The 21,168-nt window shown below is 75.6% G+C and carries 25 protein-coding genes and 1 pseudogene; 13 read left to right on the top strand and 13 right to left on the bottom strand.

Annotated elements, in window-relative coordinates:
• Nucleotides 1-54 precede the first annotated feature (54 nt).
• The 3 genes and pseudogenes from K0V08_RS12370 (at nucleotide 55) to K0V08_RS12360 (ending at nucleotide 2,368) form a co-directional block, all read left to right on the top strand.
• Nucleotides 55-609 (top strand): dihydrofolate reductase family protein, encoded by a 555-nt coding sequence (locus K0V08_RS12370; protein ID WP_079531040.1) that lies wholly within the window; start codon nucleotides 55-57, stop codon nucleotides 607-609.
• A 2-nt stretch (nucleotides 610-611) separates the two neighbouring features.
• Nucleotides 612-1,154 (top strand): annotated as a pseudogene (locus K0V08_RS12365) (alpha/beta hydrolase); the annotation flags it as partial.
• Nucleotides 1,155-1,360: 206 nt separating this feature from the next.
• Complete coding sequence (locus K0V08_RS12360) at nucleotides 1,361-2,368, top strand: D-alanine--D-alanine ligase family protein (protein ID WP_079531038.1); 1,008 nt, start codon at nucleotides 1,361-1,363, stop codon at nucleotides 2,366-2,368.
• A gap of 9 nt (nucleotides 2,369-2,377) precedes the next feature.
• Here the strand turns inward: K0V08_RS12360 and K0V08_RS12355 are convergent, their stop codons facing one another.
• From K0V08_RS12355 to K0V08_RS12335, 5 genes are read right to left on the bottom strand one after another with little or no spacing between them, the layout of a single operon-like run.
• Nucleotides 2,378-2,965, bottom strand: a complete 588-nt coding sequence (locus K0V08_RS12355; protein ID WP_011931482.1) for an NUDIX hydrolase — start codon at nucleotides 2,963-2,965, stop codon at nucleotides 2,378-2,380.
• Nucleotides 2,966-2,974: 9 nt separating this feature from the next.
• Nucleotides 2,975-3,586 carry a class I SAM-dependent methyltransferase gene (locus tag K0V08_RS12350; RefSeq protein ID WP_079531035.1) on the bottom strand — a complete coding sequence of 204 codons (612 nt, stop codon included), beginning with the start codon at nucleotides 3,584-3,586 and terminating at the stop codon, nucleotides 2,975-2,977.
• Nucleotides 3,583-4,065, bottom strand: coding sequence for a GNAT family N-acetyltransferase (locus K0V08_RS12345; protein ID WP_079531033.1), 483 nt, complete (start codon nucleotides 4,063-4,065; stop codon nucleotides 3,583-3,585). The genes K0V08_RS12350 and K0V08_RS12345 overlap by 4 nt, the downstream gene beginning before the upstream one ends.
• Entirely contained in the window at nucleotides 4,062-4,442 is a 381-nt protein-coding gene (locus tag K0V08_RS12340; RefSeq protein ID WP_079531030.1) for a fluoride efflux transporter FluC, read from the bottom strand. The genes K0V08_RS12345 and K0V08_RS12340 overlap by 4 nt, the downstream gene beginning before the upstream one ends.
• On the bottom strand, nucleotides 4,439-4,948 hold the full coding sequence (locus tag K0V08_RS12335) for a fluoride efflux transporter FluC (RefSeq protein ID WP_079531027.1): 510 nt from the start codon (nucleotides 4,946-4,948) through the stop codon (nucleotides 4,439-4,441). Before K0V08_RS12335 ends, K0V08_RS12340 begins: the two co-directional genes overlap by 4 nt.
• Nucleotides 4,949-5,126: 178 nt before the next feature.
• Here K0V08_RS12335 and K0V08_RS12330 point away from each other — a divergent pair, with 178 nt between their 5' ends.
• From K0V08_RS12330 to K0V08_RS12315, 4 genes are all read left to right on the top strand, one after another.
• The gene (locus K0V08_RS12330) at nucleotides 5,127-5,720 is read left to right on the top strand and encodes a YdcF family protein (protein ID WP_011931478.1); all 594 of its coding nucleotides are present in this window, start codon (nucleotides 5,127-5,129) and stop codon (nucleotides 5,718-5,720) included.
• Nucleotides 5,721-5,915: 195 nt separating this feature from the next.
• Complete coding sequence (locus tag K0V08_RS12325; protein ID WP_011931477.1) at nucleotides 5,916-6,563, top strand: MerR family transcriptional regulator; 648 nt, start codon at nucleotides 5,916-5,918, stop codon at nucleotides 6,561-6,563.
• Nucleotides 6,564-6,573: 10 nt separating this feature from the next.
• Nucleotides 6,574-6,915 carry a hypothetical protein gene (locus tag K0V08_RS12320; protein ID WP_079531025.1) on the top strand — a complete coding sequence of 114 codons (342 nt, stop codon included), beginning with the start codon at nucleotides 6,574-6,576 and terminating at the stop codon, nucleotides 6,913-6,915.
• A 128-nt stretch (nucleotides 6,916-7,043) separates the two neighbouring features.
• Entirely contained in the window at nucleotides 7,044-7,208 is a 165-nt protein-coding gene (locus tag K0V08_RS12315) for a hypothetical protein (protein ID WP_157444674.1), read from the top strand.
• Between the two features lie 67 nt (nucleotides 7,209-7,275).
• On the opposite strand, the gene K0V08_RS12310 is transcribed toward K0V08_RS12315, so the two are convergent.
• Nucleotides 7,276-7,695, bottom strand: coding sequence for a hypothetical protein (locus K0V08_RS12310; RefSeq protein WP_197278533.1), 420 nt, complete (start codon nucleotides 7,693-7,695; stop codon nucleotides 7,276-7,278).
• 13 nt (nucleotides 7,696-7,708) lie between these two features.
• Entirely contained in the window at nucleotides 7,709-9,103 is a 1,395-nt protein-coding gene (locus K0V08_RS12305) for an MFS transporter (RefSeq protein ID WP_158218995.1), read from the bottom strand.
• Nucleotides 9,104-9,313: 210 nt separating this feature from the next.
• Here K0V08_RS12305 and K0V08_RS12300 point away from each other — a divergent pair, with 210 nt between their 5' ends.
• The 4 genes from K0V08_RS12300 to K0V08_RS12285 all read left to right on the top strand — a co-directional run bounded on the left by K0V08_RS12300 (nucleotide 9,314) and on the right by K0V08_RS12285 (nucleotide 12,766).
• Nucleotides 9,314-9,565, top strand: coding sequence for a DUF4287 domain-containing protein (locus K0V08_RS12300; protein ID WP_011931474.1), 252 nt, complete (start codon nucleotides 9,314-9,316; stop codon nucleotides 9,563-9,565).
• A gap of 152 nt (nucleotides 9,566-9,717) precedes the next feature.
• Nucleotides 9,718-10,917 (top strand): glycosyltransferase family 4 protein, encoded by a 1,200-nt coding sequence (locus tag K0V08_RS12295; protein ID WP_079531019.1) that lies wholly within the window; start codon nucleotides 9,718-9,720, stop codon nucleotides 10,915-10,917.
• Nucleotides 10,918-10,967: 50 nt separating this feature from the next.
• Entirely contained in the window at nucleotides 10,968-11,690 is a 723-nt protein-coding gene (locus tag K0V08_RS12290; protein WP_079533596.1) for a Pr6Pr family membrane protein, read from the top strand.
• Nucleotides 11,691-11,752: 62 nt separating this feature from the next.
• Nucleotides 11,753-12,766, top strand: a complete 1,014-nt coding sequence (locus K0V08_RS12285; RefSeq protein ID WP_079531016.1) for a LacI family DNA-binding transcriptional regulator — start codon at nucleotides 11,753-11,755, stop codon at nucleotides 12,764-12,766.
• Nucleotides 12,767-12,815: 49 nt separating this feature from the next.
• Here K0V08_RS12285 and K0V08_RS12280 read toward each other — a convergent pair whose 3' ends face one another.
• The 6 genes from K0V08_RS12280 to K0V08_RS12255 form a co-directional block, all read right to left on the bottom strand.
• A complete protein-coding gene (locus K0V08_RS12280) occupies nucleotides 12,816-14,300 on the bottom strand; it encodes a PepSY-associated TM helix domain-containing protein (protein ID WP_079531014.1) in 1,485 nt (494 codons plus the stop codon).
• Nucleotides 14,297-15,001 (bottom strand): YcnI family protein, encoded by a 705-nt coding sequence (locus K0V08_RS12275; RefSeq protein WP_079531011.1) that lies wholly within the window; start codon nucleotides 14,999-15,001, stop codon nucleotides 14,297-14,299. Before K0V08_RS12275 ends, K0V08_RS12280 begins: the two co-directional genes overlap by 4 nt.
• Before the next feature lie 178 nt (nucleotides 15,002-15,179).
• On the bottom strand, nucleotides 15,180-15,890 hold the full coding sequence (locus K0V08_RS12270) for a hypothetical protein (protein ID WP_079531009.1): 711 nt from the start codon (nucleotides 15,888-15,890) through the stop codon (nucleotides 15,180-15,182).
• A gap of 50 nt (nucleotides 15,891-15,940) precedes the next feature.
• On the bottom strand, nucleotides 15,941-17,155 hold the full coding sequence (locus K0V08_RS12265; protein ID WP_172405416.1) for a Gfo/Idh/MocA family protein: 1,215 nt from the start codon (nucleotides 17,153-17,155) through the stop codon (nucleotides 15,941-15,943).
• A 176-nt stretch (nucleotides 17,156-17,331) separates the two neighbouring features.
• Complete coding sequence (locus K0V08_RS12260) at nucleotides 17,332-18,621, bottom strand: LPXTG cell wall anchor domain-containing protein (RefSeq protein WP_079531006.1); 1,290 nt, start codon at nucleotides 18,619-18,621, stop codon at nucleotides 17,332-17,334.
• Between the two features lie 278 nt (nucleotides 18,622-18,899).
• Nucleotides 18,900-19,637 carry a response regulator transcription factor gene (locus tag K0V08_RS12255; RefSeq protein WP_079531003.1) on the bottom strand — a complete coding sequence of 246 codons (738 nt, stop codon included), beginning with the start codon at nucleotides 19,635-19,637 and terminating at the stop codon, nucleotides 18,900-18,902.
• A 325-nt stretch (nucleotides 19,638-19,962) separates the two neighbouring features.
• Between K0V08_RS12255 and K0V08_RS12250 the strand changes: the two genes are divergently transcribed.
• Nucleotides 19,963-20,493, top strand: a complete 531-nt coding sequence (locus tag K0V08_RS12250; protein WP_079533592.1) for an RNA polymerase sigma factor — start codon at nucleotides 19,963-19,965, stop codon at nucleotides 20,491-20,493.
• Nucleotides 20,490-21,116: a methylated-DNA--[protein]-cysteine S-methyltransferase gene (locus K0V08_RS12245; protein ID WP_011931462.1), complete on the top strand. Its 627-nt coding sequence runs from the start codon at nucleotides 20,490-20,492 to the stop codon at nucleotides 21,114-21,116. Before K0V08_RS12250 ends, K0V08_RS12245 begins: the two co-directional genes overlap by 4 nt.
• Nucleotides 21,117-21,168 lie beyond the last annotated feature (52 nt).

Here is a 21,168-nt window from a genome sequence, read left to right as displayed (position 1 = left end):
GGCCACGCGGCGCGGATCATGGCGACCACACCCGCCAGCTCGAGGAGGAGCCGCATGCGCCGGATCACCGCAGGACTGTTCGCGTCCGTCGACGGCGTCGTGGAGGCGCCGAACCTGTTCCAGTTCGACAGCTTCGACGCCGAGCTCGGCGCCGGGATGGCCCGCCTCATGGAGACGGTGACCACGGCCGTGCTCGGACGGCACGGCTACGAGGAGTGGTCCTCGTACTGGCCCCAGGCGCCCGCGGACGACGCGTTCGGCGCCTTCATCAACCCGATCGAGAAGCTCGTCGCGTCGACGACGCTCACCGGCGAGCTCGACTGGAACGCGACCCTCATCGAGGGCGACGTCGTGGATGCCCTCGCGGACCTGAAGCGCACGGACGGCGGCGACATCGGCGTCTTCGCGAGCATCTCCCTCGCGCGCGAGCTGCTGTTCGCGGGGGTGCTCGACGAGCTGACCCTGATGATCCACCCGGTCGTCGCGGGCGCCGGCCGTCGCCTGTTCGAGCCGAGCGATCCGGTGACGCGGCTGGAGCTGCGGCGCTCCGAGATCACGAGCGCGGGCAACGCGCTGCTCACCTACGCGCTGCGCGACGGAGGGAGCTGACGATGGAGCTGGTCTTCGTGCACGGCGCCCTGGTGCGCGACGGCGCCTGGTGGTGGGGAGCGACGGCGGAGCTGCTGCGCGAGCGGACCGGGATCCGCAGCCGCGCGCTGGCGCTGCCGTCCTGCGGCGAGACGACCGCAGGCGAGATGGCAGGCGGCCTCGTCGCGGATGCGGCCGCGCTGCGGCGCGCGCTCGACGGGATCGACGACGGCCAGGCGATCGTCGTCGGCCACTCCTACGGCGGCACCGTGATCGCGGAGGCGGGCCCGCACGCGGCCGTCGCGCACCTCGTGCTCATCTCCTCCTACCTGCCCGACGTGGGGCAGGCGCAGGCGCTGATCCTCGGCGGCGAGGCGGACCCCGTCACCCTCGAGGACGCGGGCGACGGGGCGCTCCGGGTGGCAGGGCTGGACGTCGCGTCGTTCGGCGCGCGCTTCCTACAGGACGCTGATCCCGCCACGCAGCAGCAGGCCTGGGCGCGCGTGACGCGGCAGGCGGCGGGGGCGTTCGTCACGCCGACCACGGCGGCCGGCTGGCGCGGCGTCGACTCCACGTACCTGGTGTGCGCGGACGACCTCCGTCGAGCTGCAGCGCGCGCACGCCGCCCGGGCGACGCGTGCCGTGGAGCTGCCGACCGGCCACCACCCGTTCGTCACGCGGCCCGACCTCGTGGTCGACGCGATCGCGGCGCTCCCGCGCGGCTGAGCGCGGCGCGTCGCTCCGCCGCGCGGCCCGCCGATAGGGTCGCGGGATGCGGATCTCTGTGCTCTTCGGCGGCGAGAGCGAGGAGCGCGACGTCTCCATCGCGAGCGCGGCGCAGGTCGTCCCGGCCCTCCGGGCGCTCGGGCACGAGGTGGTCGCGGTCGACACCGCGCGGGGCGCGCTGGCCGCCGCCGCCGAGGCGCGGATCCTCACCCCCGACGTCGGCGTGCGCCCGCCGACGTCCGCGGAGCTGGCCACCGCGGCCACGGGCGGGTCCGCCGCGGTGCTGCGCCTGCCGGCCGACCTCCGCGACAGCGACCTGGTGTTCCTCGCGCTGCACGGCGGATCCGGCGAGGACGGCCGTCTGCAGGCGCTCCTCGAGCTCGCGGGCATCCCGTTCACGGGATCCGGCTCCCTCGGCAGCGCGCTCGCGATGGACAAGGACGTCGCCAAGACGCTGCTGCGCGCCGGCGGCGTGCGGACGCCCGACTGGATCATCGACCCCGAGCCGGATGCGGTCGAGCCCGCCCTCGGGTTCCCGGTGGTCGTGAAGCCGACCGGGCAGGGATCCACCGTCGGGCTCTCCGTGGTGCGCGCCGCCGCGGAGCTGCCCGCCGCGCTCGAGCTGGCGCGGCGGCACGGCACCGTGATGGTCGAGCGGTTCGTGCGCGGCCGCGAGCTGACGGTCGGCGTGCTCGACGGCGAGGCGCTCGCGGTGGGCGAGATCGGCGTGCCCGTGGACGAGGCGTTCACCTACGCCGCGAAGTACCAGGCGGGCGCGATCGCGGAGACGTTCCCGGCCGACCTGCCGAGCGAGGTGGCGGAGGAGGCGCGGGCGGCGGCGCTGGCCGCCCACCGGATCCTCCGGCTCGCCGGGTACAGCCGCTCCGACTTCCGGCTCGACGACGCGGGCGCCCTCTGGATCATCGAGGCCAACAGCCTGCCCGGCCTCACCGCGACGAGCCTCCTGCCGCAGTCGGCGGCGGCCGTCGGCATCGGGTACCCGGAGCTGTGCGACCGGATCGCGCGGATCGCGTTGCGGGGGCGCGCGGGCTGACGGGTCGGGCTACCGCGCCGGCGCGACCGGCGGCAGCAGCCCCTGCTCGGCGGCGGCCGCGCGGGCGATCAGGAGGGTCGGGTCCTCGATGCCGCCCGCGGCGATGAGCGCATCGAGCTCCACGACGGGCATGCGGACGAGGCGCACCTGCTCGGACGGGTCGGAGCGGTCGGCCGTGCCCGCCGTGGTCGGGGTCGTGCAGGCGAAGACGTGCACGAGCCAGGACGCGCGGCCGGGGTTCACGGCGTAGGTGCGCAGCGGGCGGATCTCCGGCGCGACGAGGCCGAGCTCCTCCTCGAGCTCGCGGCGGGCGGCGTCGACGGGTCGCTCGGCAGCGTCGCCCGCACCGCCGGGGAGGTCGAGGATCCACCGGCCGAGCGGGTGCCGGTACTGGCGCGAGAGGATCACGGCGTCGCCGTCGATCACGAGGGTCGCGACCGCGAACGGCACGCTCTCGTCGACCTCGTAGCGCGAGGCGGACCCGTCGGGCAGCAGCACGTCGTGCTCGACGAGGACGACGCGGCCGCGGTGCAGGTCGCGGCGGTCGGTCGTGGCCCAGACGAGCTCGGGGTCGGGATGGGGTTCCGCGCTGCTCATCCGGCGAGCCTAGGCGGGAGCGTCCGGGCGGCGGCGCGCGACGATGGCGAGGTGCGGCCGCTGCCCGGTCGCCGTGCGCGTGTGCAGCTCGTCCACCTCGAAGCCCGTCGCCTCGATCCGCGAGGCCAGCTCATCCGGCTCCCAGCGCCACGCGCGCGTCACGGCGTGGTCGAACGGCTCGGTGACCGTGCCGGCGAACGCGCCGACGAGCAGGCCGCCGCCCGGCCGGACGACCCGCGCGAGCTCGGCGAGCGGCACGGCGACGCGGTCGGGCGCGTGGTGGATGAGCGAGTACCAGGCGAGCGCGCCGCCGAGAGCGGCATCCCGGGCATCGAGCGCATCCAGGTCGCCGACCTCGAACGGGACGCCAGGATGCGCGGCGCGGGCGTGAGCGACGAAGGCCGGCACGAGATCCACGCCGCGCGCGTCGAGGCCGCGGGAGGCGAGGTGCGCGGTCCAGTGGCCGGGTCCGCAGCCGGCGTCGAGCACCGGGCCCGTGATGCCGTCCGCCCACGTCGTGACGAGCGCGAGGTCAGCGGGGTGCACCGCGTCGAGGGTGCCGAGGTGCTCCGCGTACTCCTCGGCGCGAGCGGCGTAGGCCTCGCAGACCGGGCCCGTCATCCGCGGTGATCCGGAGACTCCGCCGCCCCGAGCGACCGCGACCACGCGACCTCGCGCGCCAGCTGACCGGTCGCGCGGAACGCGACGACCTGGCGGGCATCGGGCAGCGCGGCGGCGAGCGCGTCGCGATCGGCCTCCTGGAAGCCGAGGCCGCGCCAGAACGGACCCGACCTGCGCGAGAACAGCCACGCGCGCCCAGCGCCGGCGGCCGCCGCCTCGGCGAGCGCGTGCCGGGCGAGGGTCGAGCCGAGGCCCGCGGACCGCAGGGCGGGGTCCACCGCGACGCTGCGGATCAGCGCGTGCCGCCCGCCCGCGCTGAGCTCGAAGCCGGTGCTGCCGGTGATCCGCCCGTCGCCGTCGCGGCGGATCCAGAGCCGCACGCCCGGGTCGTCGAGCCCGGTGACCGTGAGGTCCGCCGCCGCGAGGAACGCGTGCAGCGCCTCGACGTCCGCGGGACCCACGGGCGCGAGGGCCGTCACAGCGCCCCGCCCACCGCGATCCCGAGGCCCGCCGCCGCGACGCAGACGACGAGCATCCCGACGCCGTTCGCGAGCGCCGCGCCGACCCGGCCCGCCTGCGCGAGCCGCACCGTCTCGAGGCTCGCGGTGCTGAATGTCGTGTAGCCGCCCATCAGGCCGCCGCCCAGGATGAGGAGGAGGTCGTGCGGGAGGCCCGCCTGCGCGGCCGCGCCCGTGAGGAGGCCGAGCCCGAGGGATCCGGTGACGTTGATGACGGTCGTGCCCCACGGGTACGCGGCGCCGAGACGGCCGCGGATGGCGCCGTCGAGCAGCAGGCGGAGGGCGGATCCGATGCCGCCGGCCACGCAGATCAGCGCGAACACGAGGGGGCCGGTCACGACGCCGCCCCCGTCGCGCGGCCGGCCGCGGTGCGGCGGTGGATCGCGGCGCCCGCGGCGATCCCCGCGACGGACGCCGCGGCGCCCACCACGAGCGAGAGCCCCGCGTACGCGAACGCGACGCCGAGCGCGGATCCCGTGAGCGACGCCGCGTCGGTCGCGAGCGAGCTGTAGGTGGTGAAGCCGCCGAGCACGCCCGTGCCCACCAGGAGGCGGATCGCGCGGCGCCTGCCCTCGTCGGGCCCGCGGCGGGCGAGCGACTCCAGCAGCGCACCGAGCACGAACGCGCCGACCACGTTGATCAGGAGGATCGTCACGGGTATGGCCCCGGCCGGCGCGGGCCAGGTGAGCGCGAGCGCTTCGCGGATCCCCGTGCCGACGGCGCCGCCGAGCGCCACGAGGCCGAGGGACGACCAGCGGAGGTGGACCGGGCGACCCGGATCGTCGTCCACCTCGACGTCGCTGTCGAGGGGCACGCTGTCGAGGTGCTGCGGGTGGTCGGTCATGGGGTCTCCCATCTCGGATGGCATGGCTAGCCAAGAGACAGGGACTGTCGTCGACGAGGGTGTCGAGGTTCGGGTACGGCGAGCCCCACCGCCGTGCCTCCCGCGGGAGGCCCCTCCCGCAGGAGGCGGGACCATTGAACCACGGGGGCCGGGCGGATCCCGCGCGTAGCCTGGGCGGATGCGGACCCGCCCCCTGCTCGTCGCCGCCGGAGCCTCCGCCGCGGTCGCCTTCGTCGCCAGCGAGGTCGCGCACCGCCTGGCCAGCACGCGCGGGCTCGACCCCCGCCGGCCGGGCACCGAGGTCGGCCGCGAGGCGATCGTGGTGCTTGGCTACGGCAACCGCGGTCCGCGCGCCAACGCCATCAACCGGTACCGGGTCCGTGCAGGGCTGCGCTCGATGGATCCGCGCGCCACCTCGAGCACCCTCATCCTCTGCGGCGGGTCGGTGATGGGCACCGAGCCCGAGGCCCGGATCCTCGCCAGGTACGCCCGTGACGAGCTCGGCTACCGGGGCCCGCTCGTCCTCGAGGACACGAGCACCAGCACGCGCGAGAACATCGCCAACGCGATCCCGTTCCTCGAGGACGCCGACACCATCCGCATCGTCTCCGACTCCGTGCACGCCGCGAAGGCCCGCCCCTACCTCCGGGAGCTGCGGCCCGACCTGGCCGAGCGCCTCGCGCGCGCCGAGGAGTACCGCGTGGGCGAGGTGCCGTGGATGAAGCCGACCGTGCTCGTCGTGCTCCTGCTGAAGCGCTGGGGCTGGGCGTAGGGGAACGGCGGGGAATCCGCTTCGTGGTCAGAACGCGCAGGGGTGGTGAGATCTTCCACAGGGACGACGCGGGATGCGATGCGCGCATTCCCGCAACCTGCGGAAACAGGCCGGGAATGGCCTGCGGCGCACGTCCGTGATGTCCGCGTGACGTCCTCTCGGGCGCCCTGTAGATAGTTTCCCTATCATTCGAGGATGACCGCCCTGCCCATTTCCGAGCTCGCCGAACGATCCGGCTGCTCCGTCGCCACCATCAAGTACTACCTGCGCGAGGGGCTGCTCCACCCGGGCGTCAAGGTCAACGCGCGCCGCACCGCGTTCGACGAGACCCACCTGGCCCGGCTGCGCCTCGTCCGCGGGCTCATCCACGTGGTCGGCGTCACCATCGAGCAGGCCGGGACGATCCTCGACCTCGTCGCGGATCCGCACCAGAGCGTGGTGGGCGCGATGCGGAAGGCCACGGCCGCGCTCCCCACCGGGGACCGCTCGAGCTCCGCCGCCGGGGAGGCCGCCCCGGCGCGCTCCACCGCGGCGACCGAGGCCCTGCTGGACCGCCTGGGCGTGCAGCACACCGCCGACTCCGTGCCCGTCGCGCAGCTCGATCGCGCCCTGGAGCTCGCGGAGGAGGCGGGGATCCCGCTCGACGAGTCGCAGATCCGCACCTACGTCGACGCGGTGCGGGACATCGCGGACGCCGACTTCTCGCGCGTCCCGTGGTCGGACCCGCAGGGCGCCGTGGAGTTCGCGGTGCTGGGCACGGCGCTCTACGAGCCCGTGCTGCTCGCCCTCCGCCGCGTCGCGCACCACGAGAAGGGCCTCACCATGGAGCGCGGCGAGGCCTGACCGGCTCGGCATGCGCCCCGCCGGCTTCGCGCAGGCCGTCGAGCGCTCCCGCCGCGGGGTCCGGCCGGTCAATGTGCTCGAGCACGCGATCCGCGCCGGCCCGCACCTCCTCTACACGCCCCGGATCTGCTGCGGCGCCCTCGAGGATCACGTCGCCGCCGGCCGCGTCGCCCGCGCGCTCGTGACGCGCGACGCCGTGGTCGCCACGGCCGTCCGCGGCGGGCACGTCGGCTACGCGCTCACCGTCACCACGGCGGCGGGCGACGCCGAGGGCGCGGACGGGCCCGTGCCGTACGTGGCCTGGTACCTCAACAAGCTGCAGGGCTTCGAGTCGGCGGCGACTACGTCGTGACCCTCGACTAGGCGGGCGAGATCGCGCCCGAGCACGTCATCGCCGACCACCGGGTCCAGCACCCGATCATCGACCTGCCGCTCCGGCAGCTGCAGAGGGGGGTCCACCGGCTCACCACGAGCGACCGCGTGGCGCTCGCGGGCTCGTACTTCCACTCGTCCGACCTCGGCTGGGACGTCATCGGATCCCAGGAGGCCGGCTTCACGTCCGGCACGCGCGCGGCCCGCACCCTCCTCGCGGCGCGGGCGGCGGCGGCCCCGGCGGCGGCTCCCTCGGACGCCGTGCCCGCCTGATCCGCGAACGCACGGGAGAGGGGCGGCGAGCCGATGCCCGCCGCCCCTCTCCCGTGCCCGTCGCGCGCTACCGCTCCGCGAGCCTCGCGTGCACGCGCGTGCGCGCCTCCGGCCACTCGGCGGGGAGCGACGCCTTCGGCGCCTCCCAGAAGACGAACACGCTCGACCTCATGCTCTTCGTCTGGCTCCGCTGCGCCGTGGCGTGCGGCTCCTGGCGCGCGTAGGCGTAGATCGCCTCCTTCGACTCCCACGCGGACAGCGTCCAGAACTCGCGCTTGAGCGGCAGGGCCTGGAGCGCGACCCCGACGTTGCCCGCCGTGCGTCGCGCCTGCAGCCACGCCCTGATGGAGTGCACGAAGAACGCCGGCACCGCGCGCACGGTCGTCAGCTCGAACCGCGAGGCCATGATCACGACCTCGGCGGAGGCGGACGCGGACGCGGACGCGGTCCGGGATGCGGGCCCGGAGGTCCAGGGGATCATCGGCATGGTCGTTCCTCCATCACACGGTGGCGCCCGCGCGCGCGGGCCGGGCCGGGTCGGCGACGGCGTCGCCTCCGGTGCTGCTCGGGGTCGGTGCGGCCGCGGACCTGGCGGTGCGCGGCAGGGCGGACATCGCGATGGCGCCCACGCCGGTGATGATCCCGCACGTGATGAGCGCGGGGCGCATCCCGTCCACGAAGGGCTGGCCGGGCAGGTAGTCGCCGTTGCCGACGAAGATCGCGGTGGCCAGGGCGATGCCGACGGCCATGCCGAGCTGGCGGAGCGTGCTGTTCACGCTCGACGCGATCCCGTGCTCCGAGTCCCGGCGCCCCGTGAGCACCGCGTTGGCGAGCGGCGCGAGGGTGAGCCCCATGCCGATGCCCGCGACGACCATCGGGACCACGACGGTGCCGTACTCGGTCTGCGCCTCCACCACGGAGGCGATGACGAGGATCGCGCCCGCCTGGAGAGCGAGCCCCGTGATGAGCACGGGCTTCACGCCAAACCGCTGCACGATGAACCCGCTGAGCGGCGCGACGACCATGGGCGCGAGCGTCCACGGCGCCGCCCGGAGGCCGGCCTCGAGCGCGCCGTAGCCCATCGACACCTGCAGGAACTGGCTGAGCAGGAAGATCGCGCCGAAGACGCCGGCGCTGAACAGGAGCCCGCCCACGTTGGCGAGCGCGAACGCCCGCTCGCGGAAGAAGCGCAGCGGCAGGAACGCGCGCGGGCTCCGGTGCTCGTGCCAGATGAAGGCGGCGAGGCCCGCGGCCGAGACGGCGAAGGCGCCGATGATCTCCGGAGCCGACCAGCCGCGCTCCTCCCCCTCGACGACCGCCCAGATGAGCGGGAGGGTGAACACGATGCCGAGGACGGATCCGGCGCCGTCGAACCCGAGGCCGGTGCCCTTCGACTCCCGCAGCGCGAGCGCCACGAGCGCGATGGTCACGACGCCGATGGGCACGTTGAGCCAGAAGATGCCCGGCCAGGTGAAGCCCTCCACGACGGCGCCGCCGATGATGGGCCCCGCCGCGATGCCGAGTCCGTTGACGCCGCCCCACACGCCGATCGCGATGGGCCTGACCTTCGGCGTGGTGGATGCGGAGACGAGCGCGAGGGAGAGCGGGACGATGCCCGCGGCCCCGAGGCCCTGCAGCGCGCGCATCGCGATGAGCATGTCGGAGCTCGTGGAGAGCGCCGCGCCCATGGACGCGAGCGTGAAGAGCGCGACGCCGGCGAGGAACACCCGGCGGCGGCCGATCCGGTCGCCGAGCGCCGCGACGGGGAGCATGAACGCGGTGAACACCACGCTGTACGAGTTGACGAACCACTGAAGCTGCTCGACGGTCGCGTCGAGGTCCTGCTTGATGATCGGCAGCGCGAACGTCATGACGAGGCTGTCGAGGGCTGCCATGAACATCGGCAGGGAGGCGGCGGTGACGGCGAGGACCACTCCGCGGGGCGGTCGCTCTGCAAGGTCGCGAGACATCGGTTTCCCATCGATGACGTGGTGGATGAACAGCTGGATAGTAGCACTTCCTAGTGAAGGCCGACAGGGTCGGATCACGCGCAGGACCGGGCACCCGCCCTGGCCGCGACCGCGCGCCGCCGGTACCGTCGCAGCATGAGCCCGCACGGCATCGTCGCCCCGCCCCCGCCGCCCGACCGCCAGAAGGCGAAGGGGCCGGCCTCCTACTTCCCGAGCATCGAGACGACGTACGGGCAGCCTGTCCAGCACTGGATCGACCTCGCCGACGCGCGCCTCGACGCCGAGCCGCACATGCAGGTGGTCGCCTGGCTGAAGGCCGAGCACGGCCTCGGGCACGGGCACGCCAACGCGGTCGTCGCGTTCGTCAAGGCGGCGCGTTCCGCCTAGGCCCGCCGGCCGTCGACGCGGGATCCCGCTGGCGCGCGTGCCGGCGCGCTCCGGTACCAGATCCGCCGCACCCGCGCGCGGATCATCCCGACCCGGCCGGGTCTCCCCAGGCGTCCGCCGCTTCTCCTCGCGGGCGGTTAGCGTCAGCCGCGATGAACACCCTCCGACCCCTCCTCGTGATGGACTACGCCTTCTCCTACCTCGGTGGGGCCCAGACGGCCGTCGTCCAGCAGGCGCTCGCGCTCGCGCGCGCGGGCCACGCGGTCACCGTCGCGGCACCCGACGCGACCTCCGTCCGCGAGCTGCACGGGACGGGCGTCGCCCTCTACGACGTCGCGCCCACCCTGCCCGTGCCCCTCCTCGGCCTGCCGGTGATCCGCGCCGACGCCGCCACCCGCCGCGACCTCGGCGCGCTGATGGACCGGTCCGGCACCGACCTCGTCCTCACGCACTCCGAGCACGGGCTCGCGGCGACCGCCCTGCGGCTCGGGCGCGAGCGGGGGATCCCGACGCTGCACACCGTCCACACCTTCTTCCTGCGCGGCCCGGCGTGGGGCGGGTTCCTCGCACCCGCCGTCACGGCCGTCCACCGCGCGATGACCGGGCTGCCGGATCCCCGGGTGCAGCTCGCCCCGCGCCGCCTCGACAGCGCCCTCCGCGGCATGACCCTCGCCGTCTGCCGCGAGGCCGACCTCGTGCTGTCGCCCTCCGCGCACCAGGCCGTCGCGCTGCGCCGCGCGGGCCTGCCCGCCGTCGAGGTGCTCTCGAACACGAGCTGCACCGCGCGCGGGGCGTCCGCCGAGCTCCCCGCGAGCGGCGCGCTGCGGCTCGTCTGGGCGGCGCGGTTCGCGCCCGAGAAGCGGCTCGACGTGATGCTCGAGGCGACGGGGCTGGTCGCCGAGCTGTCCGGGCCGGACGCCGTGCACCTCGACCTCGCCGGCGGCCGGCCGCGCGGCGCCGTCCCACCCGGCGTCACGGTGCACGGCCGCGTGTCGACCGCCACGGTGACCGCGCTCCTCCGCGGGGCGCACGCGGCCGTGATCACCTCGCTCGGCTTCGACAACCAGCCGATGATCGCCATGGAGGCCTTCGCGGAGGGACGCCCGGCGCTCGTCAGCGACCCCGTCCTCGCCACGGAGTTCGGCGGGGCGACGCTGCTCGCCGACGACACGGACGCGGAGGGGCTGGCCGCGTCGATCCTCCGGCTGGCCGCCGACCGGCGCCTGCTCGAGGGCCCCGCCCGCGACGCCAGGCACCTCGCGGCCGAGGTCGCCCCCGCCGCGCACGCCCGCGGCGTCGAGGAGGCCTGCCGTCGCGTGGCCGGCGCCCGACGCGGATCGGCCCCGGCGTGAGCGGCCCGACCACGCGACCGGGGACGCCCGGCGGTGGCGGGGGCGAGATCGTGGGAACCTCATCCGTGCGCATCCTCTTCTCCGTCGTCCGCATCGCCACCGCGATCGCCGCCGTCATCGGCGTCATCGCCCAGTACCACGTCAACTACGCCTACTGGCAGGACCTCGGCGTCACCGGCATCGCCGGGAAGTCGCTCGACTTCGCCCTGTTCTTCACCGTCGACGCGAACCTGCTCGGCGCGGTCGTGCTGATCGTCGGCGGCGTGCGGCTGGCACGGGGCCGCGTGGCGGATCCGGGGGCCGGCTGGGTCACGCTGCGGCTCGCCTCCACCGTCTACCTCGTCATCACGGGCATCGTCTGGAACGCGCTGCTGCGCGGCCAGCCCCAGCCGGAGCCGCTGAAGCTCGACTGGGCGGATCAGATCGTGCACGTCGCCGTGCCCCTGATCGTGCTGCTCGACTGGATCCTCGCGCCCGACCGCCGTCCGCTCCGCGCGGGCGCCATCGGCCGCGTCATCGCGTTCCCGCTCGCGTGGATCCTCGTCACGCTCGCCCGCGGCCCGTTCACCGGCGACGAGGTCTTCCGCACCGCCACCTACTACCCGTACGGGTTCCTGAACCCGGACTCGTCTCCCGGCGGGTACGGCATGGTCGCCGCGTACGTGGTGGGCCTCACGCTCGCCGTCTGCGCGATCACGGGCGCGCTCATCCTCGTCTCGCGGTTCCGCGCCCCGACCGACCCGCACCGCCGCGCGACGCCCGCTATACGCTGAGCACGCGACCGGCCGATCGCCCGCCCGTCGCCGCCCGAACCCGAGGAGCCGCCATCCCGACCATGCGAGAGGTCGCCGCGCGCGCGGGGGTCTCGATCGCCACGGTCTCCTTCGTCGTCAACGGCACCAAGGCCGTGTCCGAGCCGACCAGGCGGGCCGTCACCGAGGCGATGCAGGAGCTCGGCTACCGCAACAACGTCGTGGCCCGCGCGCTCGCCAGCAAGCGCACGCGGATCGTCGCGCTGCTGTTCCCCGCCGACGTGCAGCGCCTCAGCCGCATCGCCCTCGAGATCTTCATGAGCGCCGCCACGCGCGCGTCCGAGCTCGGGTACCACCTCGTGCTCTGGCCCACGGGCACGTCGCCCGACGACGTGTCCGACCTGGTGAGCGGTCGTCTGGTCGACGGCGTCATCGTGATGGAGGTGCGCATGGACGACTCGCGCATCCGGGAGCTCGCGGCGCTCGAGGTGCCGTTCGTCTCCATCGGGCGCACGGCGGACACGCACGACCTGCCCTTCGTCGACATGGACTTCGAGCGGACCGTCGCCGACGGGATCGACCATCTGCAGGCCCTCGGGCACCGCCGGTTCGGGCTCATGGTGGAGGACCTCGAGCGCGGGCCGCTGCGCGGATACGGGCCGACGACGCGCACCGAGCGGGCGTTCCTGCAGGAGACGGCGGCGCGCGGTCTCGGCGGCGCCGTGGCCCGATGCGCGCCGACGCCGGTGGGAGGACGCGCGGCGGCAGGCGAGCTGCTGGCGGCGGATCCGGGGATCACGGCGGTCATGCTGCTCAACGACCAGGCGGCGCGCGGCCTCATCTCGGGGCTCGACGCGGCGGGGCGGCGCGTGCCGGAGGACGTGTCGATCCTGTCGCTCGCGTCGTCCACCGAGGTGGGCGCGCTCGTCGAGCCCGCCCTCAGCACCATGGACGCGCCGGGCCCGGAGCTCGGCCGGCTCGCCGTCGAGATGCTGCTCGCGCGGCTCGACGGCACGGCCACGGAGCTGCCGCACGCGCTCCTGCCGTGCCTCCTGCACGTGGCCGCGTCGACCGGGCCGGCGCCGGCCGGCCGCTGAGTCGCTGGGGACCGGACCGGCGCCGGCCGACGCCGGCCGACGTGGCGGGTCAGGCGGGAGCGCCCGCCCGGTGCACGCGTGCCGCGGTGATCAGCGCGTCGAGCAGCACGAAGCCGACCAGCGGGATCCCGACCAGCGGCAGGGACAGCCCCACGCCGACGCCGACCGCGACGACCGCCGCGATCCCCCACCACGGCGCCCGCACGAGCGCGCCCGCCGGAGCCGGACGACCCGGGCGCGCGACGCCCGGCCGGCGCTTCCACCACATGAGGTAGCCGAACACGACCATCGCGGCGATGCCGAGCGCGGTCACCGCGAGGAGCAGCTGGTTCGGGAGCCCGAACATGGATCCCTGGTGCGTGTCGATCCCCCAGCGCGCGAGCTTCGCGGGCAGCGGGTAGTCGGCGAAGTCGGTGCGGCCCACGACCTGGAGCGTGCTGCCGTCGACGGCAACCTGGTCGACCTCGGTCGGGAAGCTGCGCTGGATCTCGCTCACGGTCCACGCCGTGCTCGCGTCCTTCGGCGGCGTGATCTCCACGAGGCCCGTGTTGACGTTGACGCCGCGCGCGACGCGGAGGACGTCGTCGAAGGTCGCGGGATCCACGGCGGGCGTCGTCGTGGGCGCGGCGGACGCATGATGGCCGACGTGCGGATCCGCCGCCGAGGCCGCGCCGGCACCCGCGCCCGGGAGCGCGGTCGTGAGCGTCGGCGTCTGCCAGCTGAGCGCGGCGCGCAGGTCGGTCACGTTCTGCCCGCCGAACTGCGACCACGTGATGCCCGTGGCCGACAGGAACAGCGCGCCCGCGACCAGCCACACGCCCGTCGACGCGTGCCAGGAGAGGATCCGCCGGTAGCCGGTGGCCTTCGCGTCCGGCCGCACGAGGTCGCGCTTCCGCGGGGACCGACGCCAGCGCGCGGCCCACAGGCCGAGGCCCGCGAGGGTCACGATGCCGAGCCAGCTCGCGGCGAGCTCGCTGTAGAGGCGGCCGGGGTCGCCGAGGCCGAGCGTGCGGTGGAAGTGGCTGATCGCGGTGCGCAGCGGCAGGGCGCCGCTCGTGCCGTAGACGGGCAGGTCGCCGCGGATGGACGCGTCCGCCGGATCCACGAAGATCGCCCGGGTCTGGCTCGGGATGAGGCCGTCGCCCGTGAACATGACGCGCGTCGTGTCGCCCGGCGCGGGGGCGGGGCGGACGGCGACGAGGGTGCCGGATCCGCCGACCACGGCCTCCGCGGCCTCGACCTGCTGGGCGAGCGGCACGGTGGATCCGGTCGCGGGCGCGTGCAGCTCGTCGGCGTAGACGATCTGCTCGGCCGTCGGCGCGAGGGCGTAGGCCGCGCCGCTCAGGGCCGCGGTGAGGATGAACGGGCCCACGAGGATCCCCGCGAGGAAGTGCAGGCGCAGCAGCAGCGGGATGAACCAGCCGCGCTGCGGGCGGGTGACCGCGGGGGTCGCGGCGGAGGCGTCCGTCGAGATGGGCGCGTCGGCGGACCGGGCGTGACCGGCGGCGGCCGCGCGGTCGTCCACGGCGGTCATCGACGGCCGCCCTGCTGCGGGCGGCGCATGCCGATGGTGAGGAGCATCACGGCGACGACGCCCACCACGAGGGCGCCGAGGCCGAGGAGGCGGGCGACCGGGTCGACGGGCGTGACGGCGGTGGAGCCCGCGGCGGCCTCCGTGCCCGTCGCCGAGGAGCCCATGCCGGCCATGCCGCCGCCCGTCCCGCTCGCGGCGTCGGTCAGCGTGATCGCCGGCGCCGGGTGGTCGGGCTCGGTGCCCGCGGCGGGCGTCTCGGCCCAGTCGGTGGATCCGGCGACGCAGGTCTGCAGCGTCGGGAACGTCACGACGTCCCCGGCCGCGCCGTCGACGGGCAGCAGCGCCTCGACCTGCACGGTCGCGCGCAGGGCGTCGGGCAGCGGGGTGTCGGCCGTGTAGGTGACGGTCGTGGCGTCGGCCGCCTCCTGCTCGGCGACCGACCAACCGGGCGCGAGGGTCGGCTTCACGGCCTGCACGTCGGTGGGGAAGCGGATCGCGAGCGACGTGGTGGCGGATCCCTCGCAGCCGTGGCCGACCGCGAAGGTCAGGACGCTGAGCGTGGCGGGGGCGGTGGACGAGGCGTCGAGCTCGACGTGCGCGGAGGCGGCGAGCGGAGCCGACAGGGCGAGCGCGAGGCCGACCGCGGCGCCCGCGATGACGCGGCGCGAGGCGGAGGGGGTGCGGGTGGTGCGGGAGGGCATGGCTGTCCTTCGGTGGAGGCACGGGTGTCCGTGCGGGATCCGGGCGTGCGGGAGGCGCGCGGCGGCACGACGACGGACCCCCGCGGCCACCGCCGCGGGGTGCGCGGCATGCGGGAGGGACGGGTCGGCGCGACGGCGCGGGACCGCGCCCGGGCTCCGGGGGAGCGGCGGGCGCGGATCAGGCGGCGAGCGCGGCGAGCGGCGGGCCGCGGCGTCCGCGGATCCGCGCGGCGAGCAGCGACTCGAGCCGCACGGGACGGAGGTCGGTCGCCAGCCGGCGCGGCCGGGGTGCGGCGGCCGGCTCGGCGAGCGCGGCGGCCAGGGCCACCGCGGCTCCGACGAGCATCCCGACGGCACCGCCCACGGCCGCGCCGACCCGCAGGGCGAGGGCGCGCACGACCCGGCGGATCGCGTCGGCGCCGGCGCGGAGCGAGCAGACGCTGACGAGGCCGGCGATCACGTGGGCGAGCAGCATGGCGCCGTCGTGGTCGGCGGGCATCCCGGCCATCGCGGAGGGACCGGCGAGGGCGCGCGCGGCGTCGGCCGCGGCGTGCGCGTGGGAGTGCCCGACGGACGCGGACGCGGCACCTGAGGCCGCGCCGCCCATGTCCATGCCGGATCCGGGGCCGGACCCGATCGCGGATCCCCCGAACGTGAACGCCGCGTGCAGCACGCCCTGGGTCGCGCCGATCGCGAGCACGAGGTGCGCGAGCGTCACCCGGCGGCCGCCGAGCCCGAAGCACAGCGCGACGCCGAGCACGAGGGCGAGCGCCAGCACGAGCGGATGCGGGATCCCGCCGCCGGCCGCCGCGTGCAGCGTCGCCGTGACGAGCGTGCAGACGAAGGCGGACAGCGCGGCGCGCAGCGTCCGCTCCTGCCGTGCCTGCACCCGTCCGCCTCCCGGTCGTCCGGTCCAGGGTACGCGAGCGCCCGGGGGCGTCAGCTCGCGGTCGGATCCACCGTCTTCCACGCGCTGCCGTCGGCCGAGCTGCGCTCCACGGCGTCGAGCACGCGCTGCACCCGGAGGCCGTCGGCGAACGACGGCTGGGGCTCCTGGCCCGCGGCGATGTCGTGCACGAGGTCGCGCACCTGGTGGGTGAACGCGTGCTCGTAGCCGAGGCCGTGGCCGGTGGGCCACCACGCGGCCGTGTAGGGGTGCTCGGGCTCGGTCACGAGGATCCGCCGGAAGCCCAGCCGGTCGGCGGGCGCGGTCGCGTCGTACAGCTCGATCTCGTTGAGGCGCTCGAGGTCGAAGGAGATGGCGCCGTCGGATCCGCTGAACTCCAGCCGCAGCGCGTTCTTGCGGCCGGTGGCCATGCGCGTCGCCTCGAAGCTGGCGAGCGCGCCGCCGGCGAGCTTGCCGGTGAAGTAGGCCGCGTCGTCGACGGTGACCTGGCCGCGCTCGCTCGACGCGACGCCGCCGAGGCCGCGCGTCTCGGCGAGCAGCGGGCGCTCCTCGACGAACGTGCGGAGCAGGCCGCTGACCGCGTCGAGCTGCTCGCCCGTGATGAACTGCACCGCGTCGACGATGTGCGCGCCGATGTCGCCGAGCGCGCCGGATCCCGCCGCCTCCTTGTCGAGGCGCCACGTCATCGGGCCCTCGGCGTCGGTCAGCCAGTCCTGCAGGTAGAGCGCGCGCACCTGGCGGAGCTCGCCGATCGCGCCCTGGGCGACGAGGTCGCGCGCGAACGTGATGGCGGGCACGCGGCGGTAGCTGAAGCCGACCATCGCGCGGATCCCCTTGGCCGCCGCCTTCTCCGCGGCGGCCGCCATGATCTCGGCCTCCTCGACGGTGTTGGCGAGCGGCTTCTCGCACAGCACGTGCTTGCCGGCCTCGAGGGCGGCGACCGCGATCTCGACGTGCGTGCTCCCGGGCGAGCAGATGTCGACGACGTCGATGTCGTCGCGCTCGATGGCCGCGCGCCAGTCGGTCTCCGCGCGATCCCAGCCCCAGCGGTCCGCGGACTCCTGCGTGCGCGCCCGGTCGCGGCCGACGGCGGACACCATGCGCGGCGCGAGCGGCAGGTCGAAGAACGCGGGGGCGACGCGCCAGGCCTGCGAGTGGGCGGCGCCCATGAACCCGTGGCCGATCATCGCGACGCCGAGGGCGCCTCCGGTCTCCGTGGGCGTCGCTGCGGGCTGCGTGTCGGACATGGGACTCCTTCGTCTCATACGGGGGTGCGGATCCGCGCGCGGGTGATTCGTTGCGGGTCGCGTCAAACCTACGGGGAGGCCGCGGGGCGGGACAAGGCGGCGGCGCGGACGCGACGACGGCCGGACCCCTAGGGATCCGGCCGCCGGTCGTGCGTGATGCGGGTCGTGCCGTGCCGCTACTCCGCGGAGCGCATGCGGCGGCGGGCGACGAGCGTGCCCGCGCCGGCCAGCGCCAGGAGCGCGCCGAGGCCGCCGAGGCCGAGGGCCGCGGCGCCGTCAGTGCCCGTGACGGGCAGGGTGTCGTCGTGGTGCGCGGCCGGCTTGGTGATCGGCTTCGGGGCGGTGCCCGCGGGGTCGATCGAGGGCACGGTGGGCGTCGGGGTGGGCACGCCCGGGATGACCGGTCCGCCCGCGTCCTCGCCGGTCAGCTCGACCGTGCCGCCCTGCGTGAGGCCCGACTCGAGGCCCGCGACGGACACCTGGTAGGTGCCCGGCTGGATGTCGCCGAACAGGATGATCGGCTGCGCGAAGGTGCCGTCGACGTCGGCGCGCACGAGGTCCTTGAGCGAGCGCGTGCCGACGCCGACGCCGCCGTTCTCGTCGCTGATCTGGATCACGCGGCCGTCGGGCGCCGTGACCGTGACCTCGACGGCCTCGTAGCGGAGGTAGCCGGTGGCGTTGACCTTGAGGCCGCCGAGGATGCTCGTGGCCTGCGCCACGGAGATCGGCGAGATGGTCGAGAACGACGCCTCGGCGCGCACGAACGGGCCGACGGGCGCCTCGGCGAAGCGCACCAGGCCGCGGATCTCGCCCTTGACGGTGAGGTCCAGGCCGACCTGCGTCAGCGTGACGCTCGCGGTCTTCGAGTCCTGGAGCAGCTCGGTGAAGCTCGCGGGGAACGCGTACGTGCCGTCCTCGCCGACGATGCCGATGCCGGCGATCGACTTGACGCCCACGGCGTTGAAGTAGCTCGCGGTGACGATGCTGCCCGCCGTGCCGGTGCCGGCGAACGGCACGGCTTCGTTGATCGGAAGGGCGACGCCGCGGTCGGGCGTGGTCCAGGTGAAGGGCAGCTCGACGACGGGGACGGTCGGCTCGAGCGTCGGGAGGCCGGTCGTGGGCGCGCCGGGGACGGTCGGGACGGCCGGGGTCGGCGTGGTCTCGACGGGGGCGTCGGCGACGGGGGCCGTCTCGTCTGCGGTCTCGGTGGGCGCGGGGGTCGGCGTCGCGTCGGCGGCGGGCGTCTCGACGGCGGGCGTCGGCGTCGCGGCCGGGGTCTCGACCGCGGAGGCCTCGACGGCCGGCGTCTCGACGGCGACGGGCGCGGATCCGACGGGGGCGGTCTCGGCGTGGGCGGCGGGCGCCATCGCGAGGGGCAGGATCACGAGCGACGCCGAGAGGCAGGCGCCGGCGGCCGCGCGACGGAACGACCTGCCGCGACCTGCGGCGGGGGTGGGACGGGTCATGACAGCTCCAGTGGTGCAGGACCGCCCGGGCGCGCCATTGCTGTGCCGCGATCGTGCGGTGGAGGGGACGCGCTCGGGGTCTCGAGGACGCGTCGGGGAGGTTCGGCTCCCCGCTCCCGACTGTAGGGATATCTGCTACCCACCTGGGGAAATTATTCGAGCAGTGTGACGCGTGTGACTCCTGATCCCCGGAGTTGCGGGGGTGACTCGCCGCGTCGGCCCCCGGATTGGGGTGGCCGCTGGCCGGCCATTCGGGCACCGCGGCGCGGGCCCGCGCGTCAGACGGCGGGCGCGAGCACGAGGTCGTCGCCCGCGACGGCGATCAGCGCGACCTGATCGCGGCCCGCCCGGCTGCCGGTCACGGACGGCAGGTCGAGGAGCGCGCGCGGGGCGACGAGGTCCCAGCCGGCGTCCGTCAGCCGGTGCACGAGCTCGCGGCGGGAGAGCCGACGCGTCGGCTCCTCGGCGAGCGCCTGCACGACGACGAGGTCCATCGGATCCAGCTCCAGCGGCACGCCCGCGAGCCACGCCTCGCCCGTGGTCGGGTCGAGCACGAGGTCGCCCGCGGTGATCATCGCCGGGGCCAGGCCGCGACGGCGGAAGAGCACGCGCAGCGTCTCGACGACCTCCTCGAGGCCGAACGGCTTGGTGACGTAGTCGTCGGCGCCCGCGCCGAAGGCCGCGAGCCGGTCCTCGAGCGAGTCGCGGCCGGTGAGGAACAGGACGGGGCTGGCGACACCCGCGCGCCGCAGCTCGCCGACGACCTCCACGCCCGAGACGTCGGGCAGCGTCATGTCGAGCAGGATCGCGTCGGGCGCGTCCTCGACGGCGGCGTCGATCGCGGCTCGGCCGGTGGCGAAGACGCGCACGTCCCAGCCCTCCATCCGCAGCGCGAGCGACAGCAGCTGCGTGATGGGCGCCTCCTCGTCGACCACGAAGACGCGGAGCACGCGGGGTGCGTCGCCGGGCACCGCCTGCTCGTCGTCGCGTGCGGCCGAGCTCAGCGTGCTGCCCATGCGGATCCTCTTCCGTCGTGTGCGCCGCCGGCCCGGGGGGACGGGCCGGCGGCGGATGCTCCTCGCGGAGCGCGCGGCCGGGGGTGGGCCGCGCATCCATCCTCGCGACCGGCGGCCTCGAGGTCGTCATCCCCGGGGACCGTCACGGGTAGTCCCTACGGCGCGCACGGGCGGAGCATCGGACACGTCGAGGAGGCGCACGGCGCGTCCGCAGGCGGACGGTGCGACGCCGTGGGCTGTCGCGCCGCCCGCGGGATCCGCGAGACTGATCCGCACGCCGACCTCACGGATCACCCCGCCCCGGCGTCTACCCGGTGTGGAGATGATGCAGCCGTTCGACAGGGTCGTGACCGAGCACGGCGCCGTGGTGCTCCGCGTGTGCCGTGCGGTGCTCGGCGGGCACGCGGACGCAGAGGACGCGTGGTCGGAGACGTTCCTGTCGGCGCTGGTCGCGTACCCGCGGCTCGGCCCCCGCGCCGACGTGCGCGCCTGGCTCGTCACCATCGCGCACCGGAAGGCCCTCGACGCGATCCGCGCCCGCGGCCGCCGCGCCATCCCCGTCGACGACGTGCCAGAGCGGGTCTCGGACCTCGGCGTGCCCGACTCCGGCGACCCCGACCTCTGGCGCGCGGTCGCCGCCCTGCCCGAGCGGCAGCGGCTCGCGGTCGCGTACCGGTACCTGGGCGGGCTCCCGCACGCGGAGGTCGCGGCGATCGTCGGCGGCACTCCGGAGGCCGTGCGGCGCGCGGCGGCGGACGGGGTGGCGAGCCTCCGGCGGACGATGGGGGCGGATCCGCCCCCGTCCCCGCGCGAGCCATCACCCGCATCCGCATCAACCCGAGGAGGACGACCGTGACCGATCCCGACGACACCATCCCCTTCCTCGACGCCGCCGCGCTCGAGCGAGCCGACCCGACCGCGCCCGCCCTCGACGCCCTCCGCCTCCGGCTCGCCGACCGTGCCGAGGCCGACGGCGCCCTCGACGTCGGCTTCACCACGATCGACTCCCCCGTCGGCCCGCTGCTCCTCGCCGCCACCGACCGCGGCCTGATCCGCGTCGCCTACTCCCGCGAGGACCACGACACCGTGCTCGGCGACCTCGCCCGGCGGCTCGGCCCGCGGATCCTGCGCGCCCCCAAGCGCCTCGACCAGGCCGCCCGCCAGCTCGACGAGTACTTCGCCGGCCGCCGCCGCGCGTTCGACCTCCCGCTCGACCGACGCCTGTCGACCGGCTTCCGCGACCGGGTGCAGCGGCTGCTCCCGGAGATCCCGTACGGATCCACGCGCACCTACCGCGAGGTCGCCGAGACCGCCGGCAGCCCGGCCGCCACGCGCGCGGTCGGCACGGCGTGCTCGACCAACCCGCTGCCCGTCGTGATCCCCTGCCACCGCGTCCTCCGCTCCGACGGCACGCTCGGCGGCTACATCGGCGGGCTCGCGGCGAAGACGACGCTGCTGGAGCTGGAGGGGCGGTTCTGACCGGGCTCCGCCGCGCGCGTCCCCCGTCCGGCGGACGCGGGCGCGACGCCCG

Source organism: Clavibacter michiganensis, from assembly GCF_021216655.1.
GTDB lineage: Bacteria > Actinomycetota > Actinomycetes > Actinomycetales > Microbacteriaceae > Clavibacter > Clavibacter michiganensis.
The sequence above is the reverse complement of the archived record's forward strand: the minus strand, read 5'-3'. Positions and strand labels throughout refer to the sequence as shown.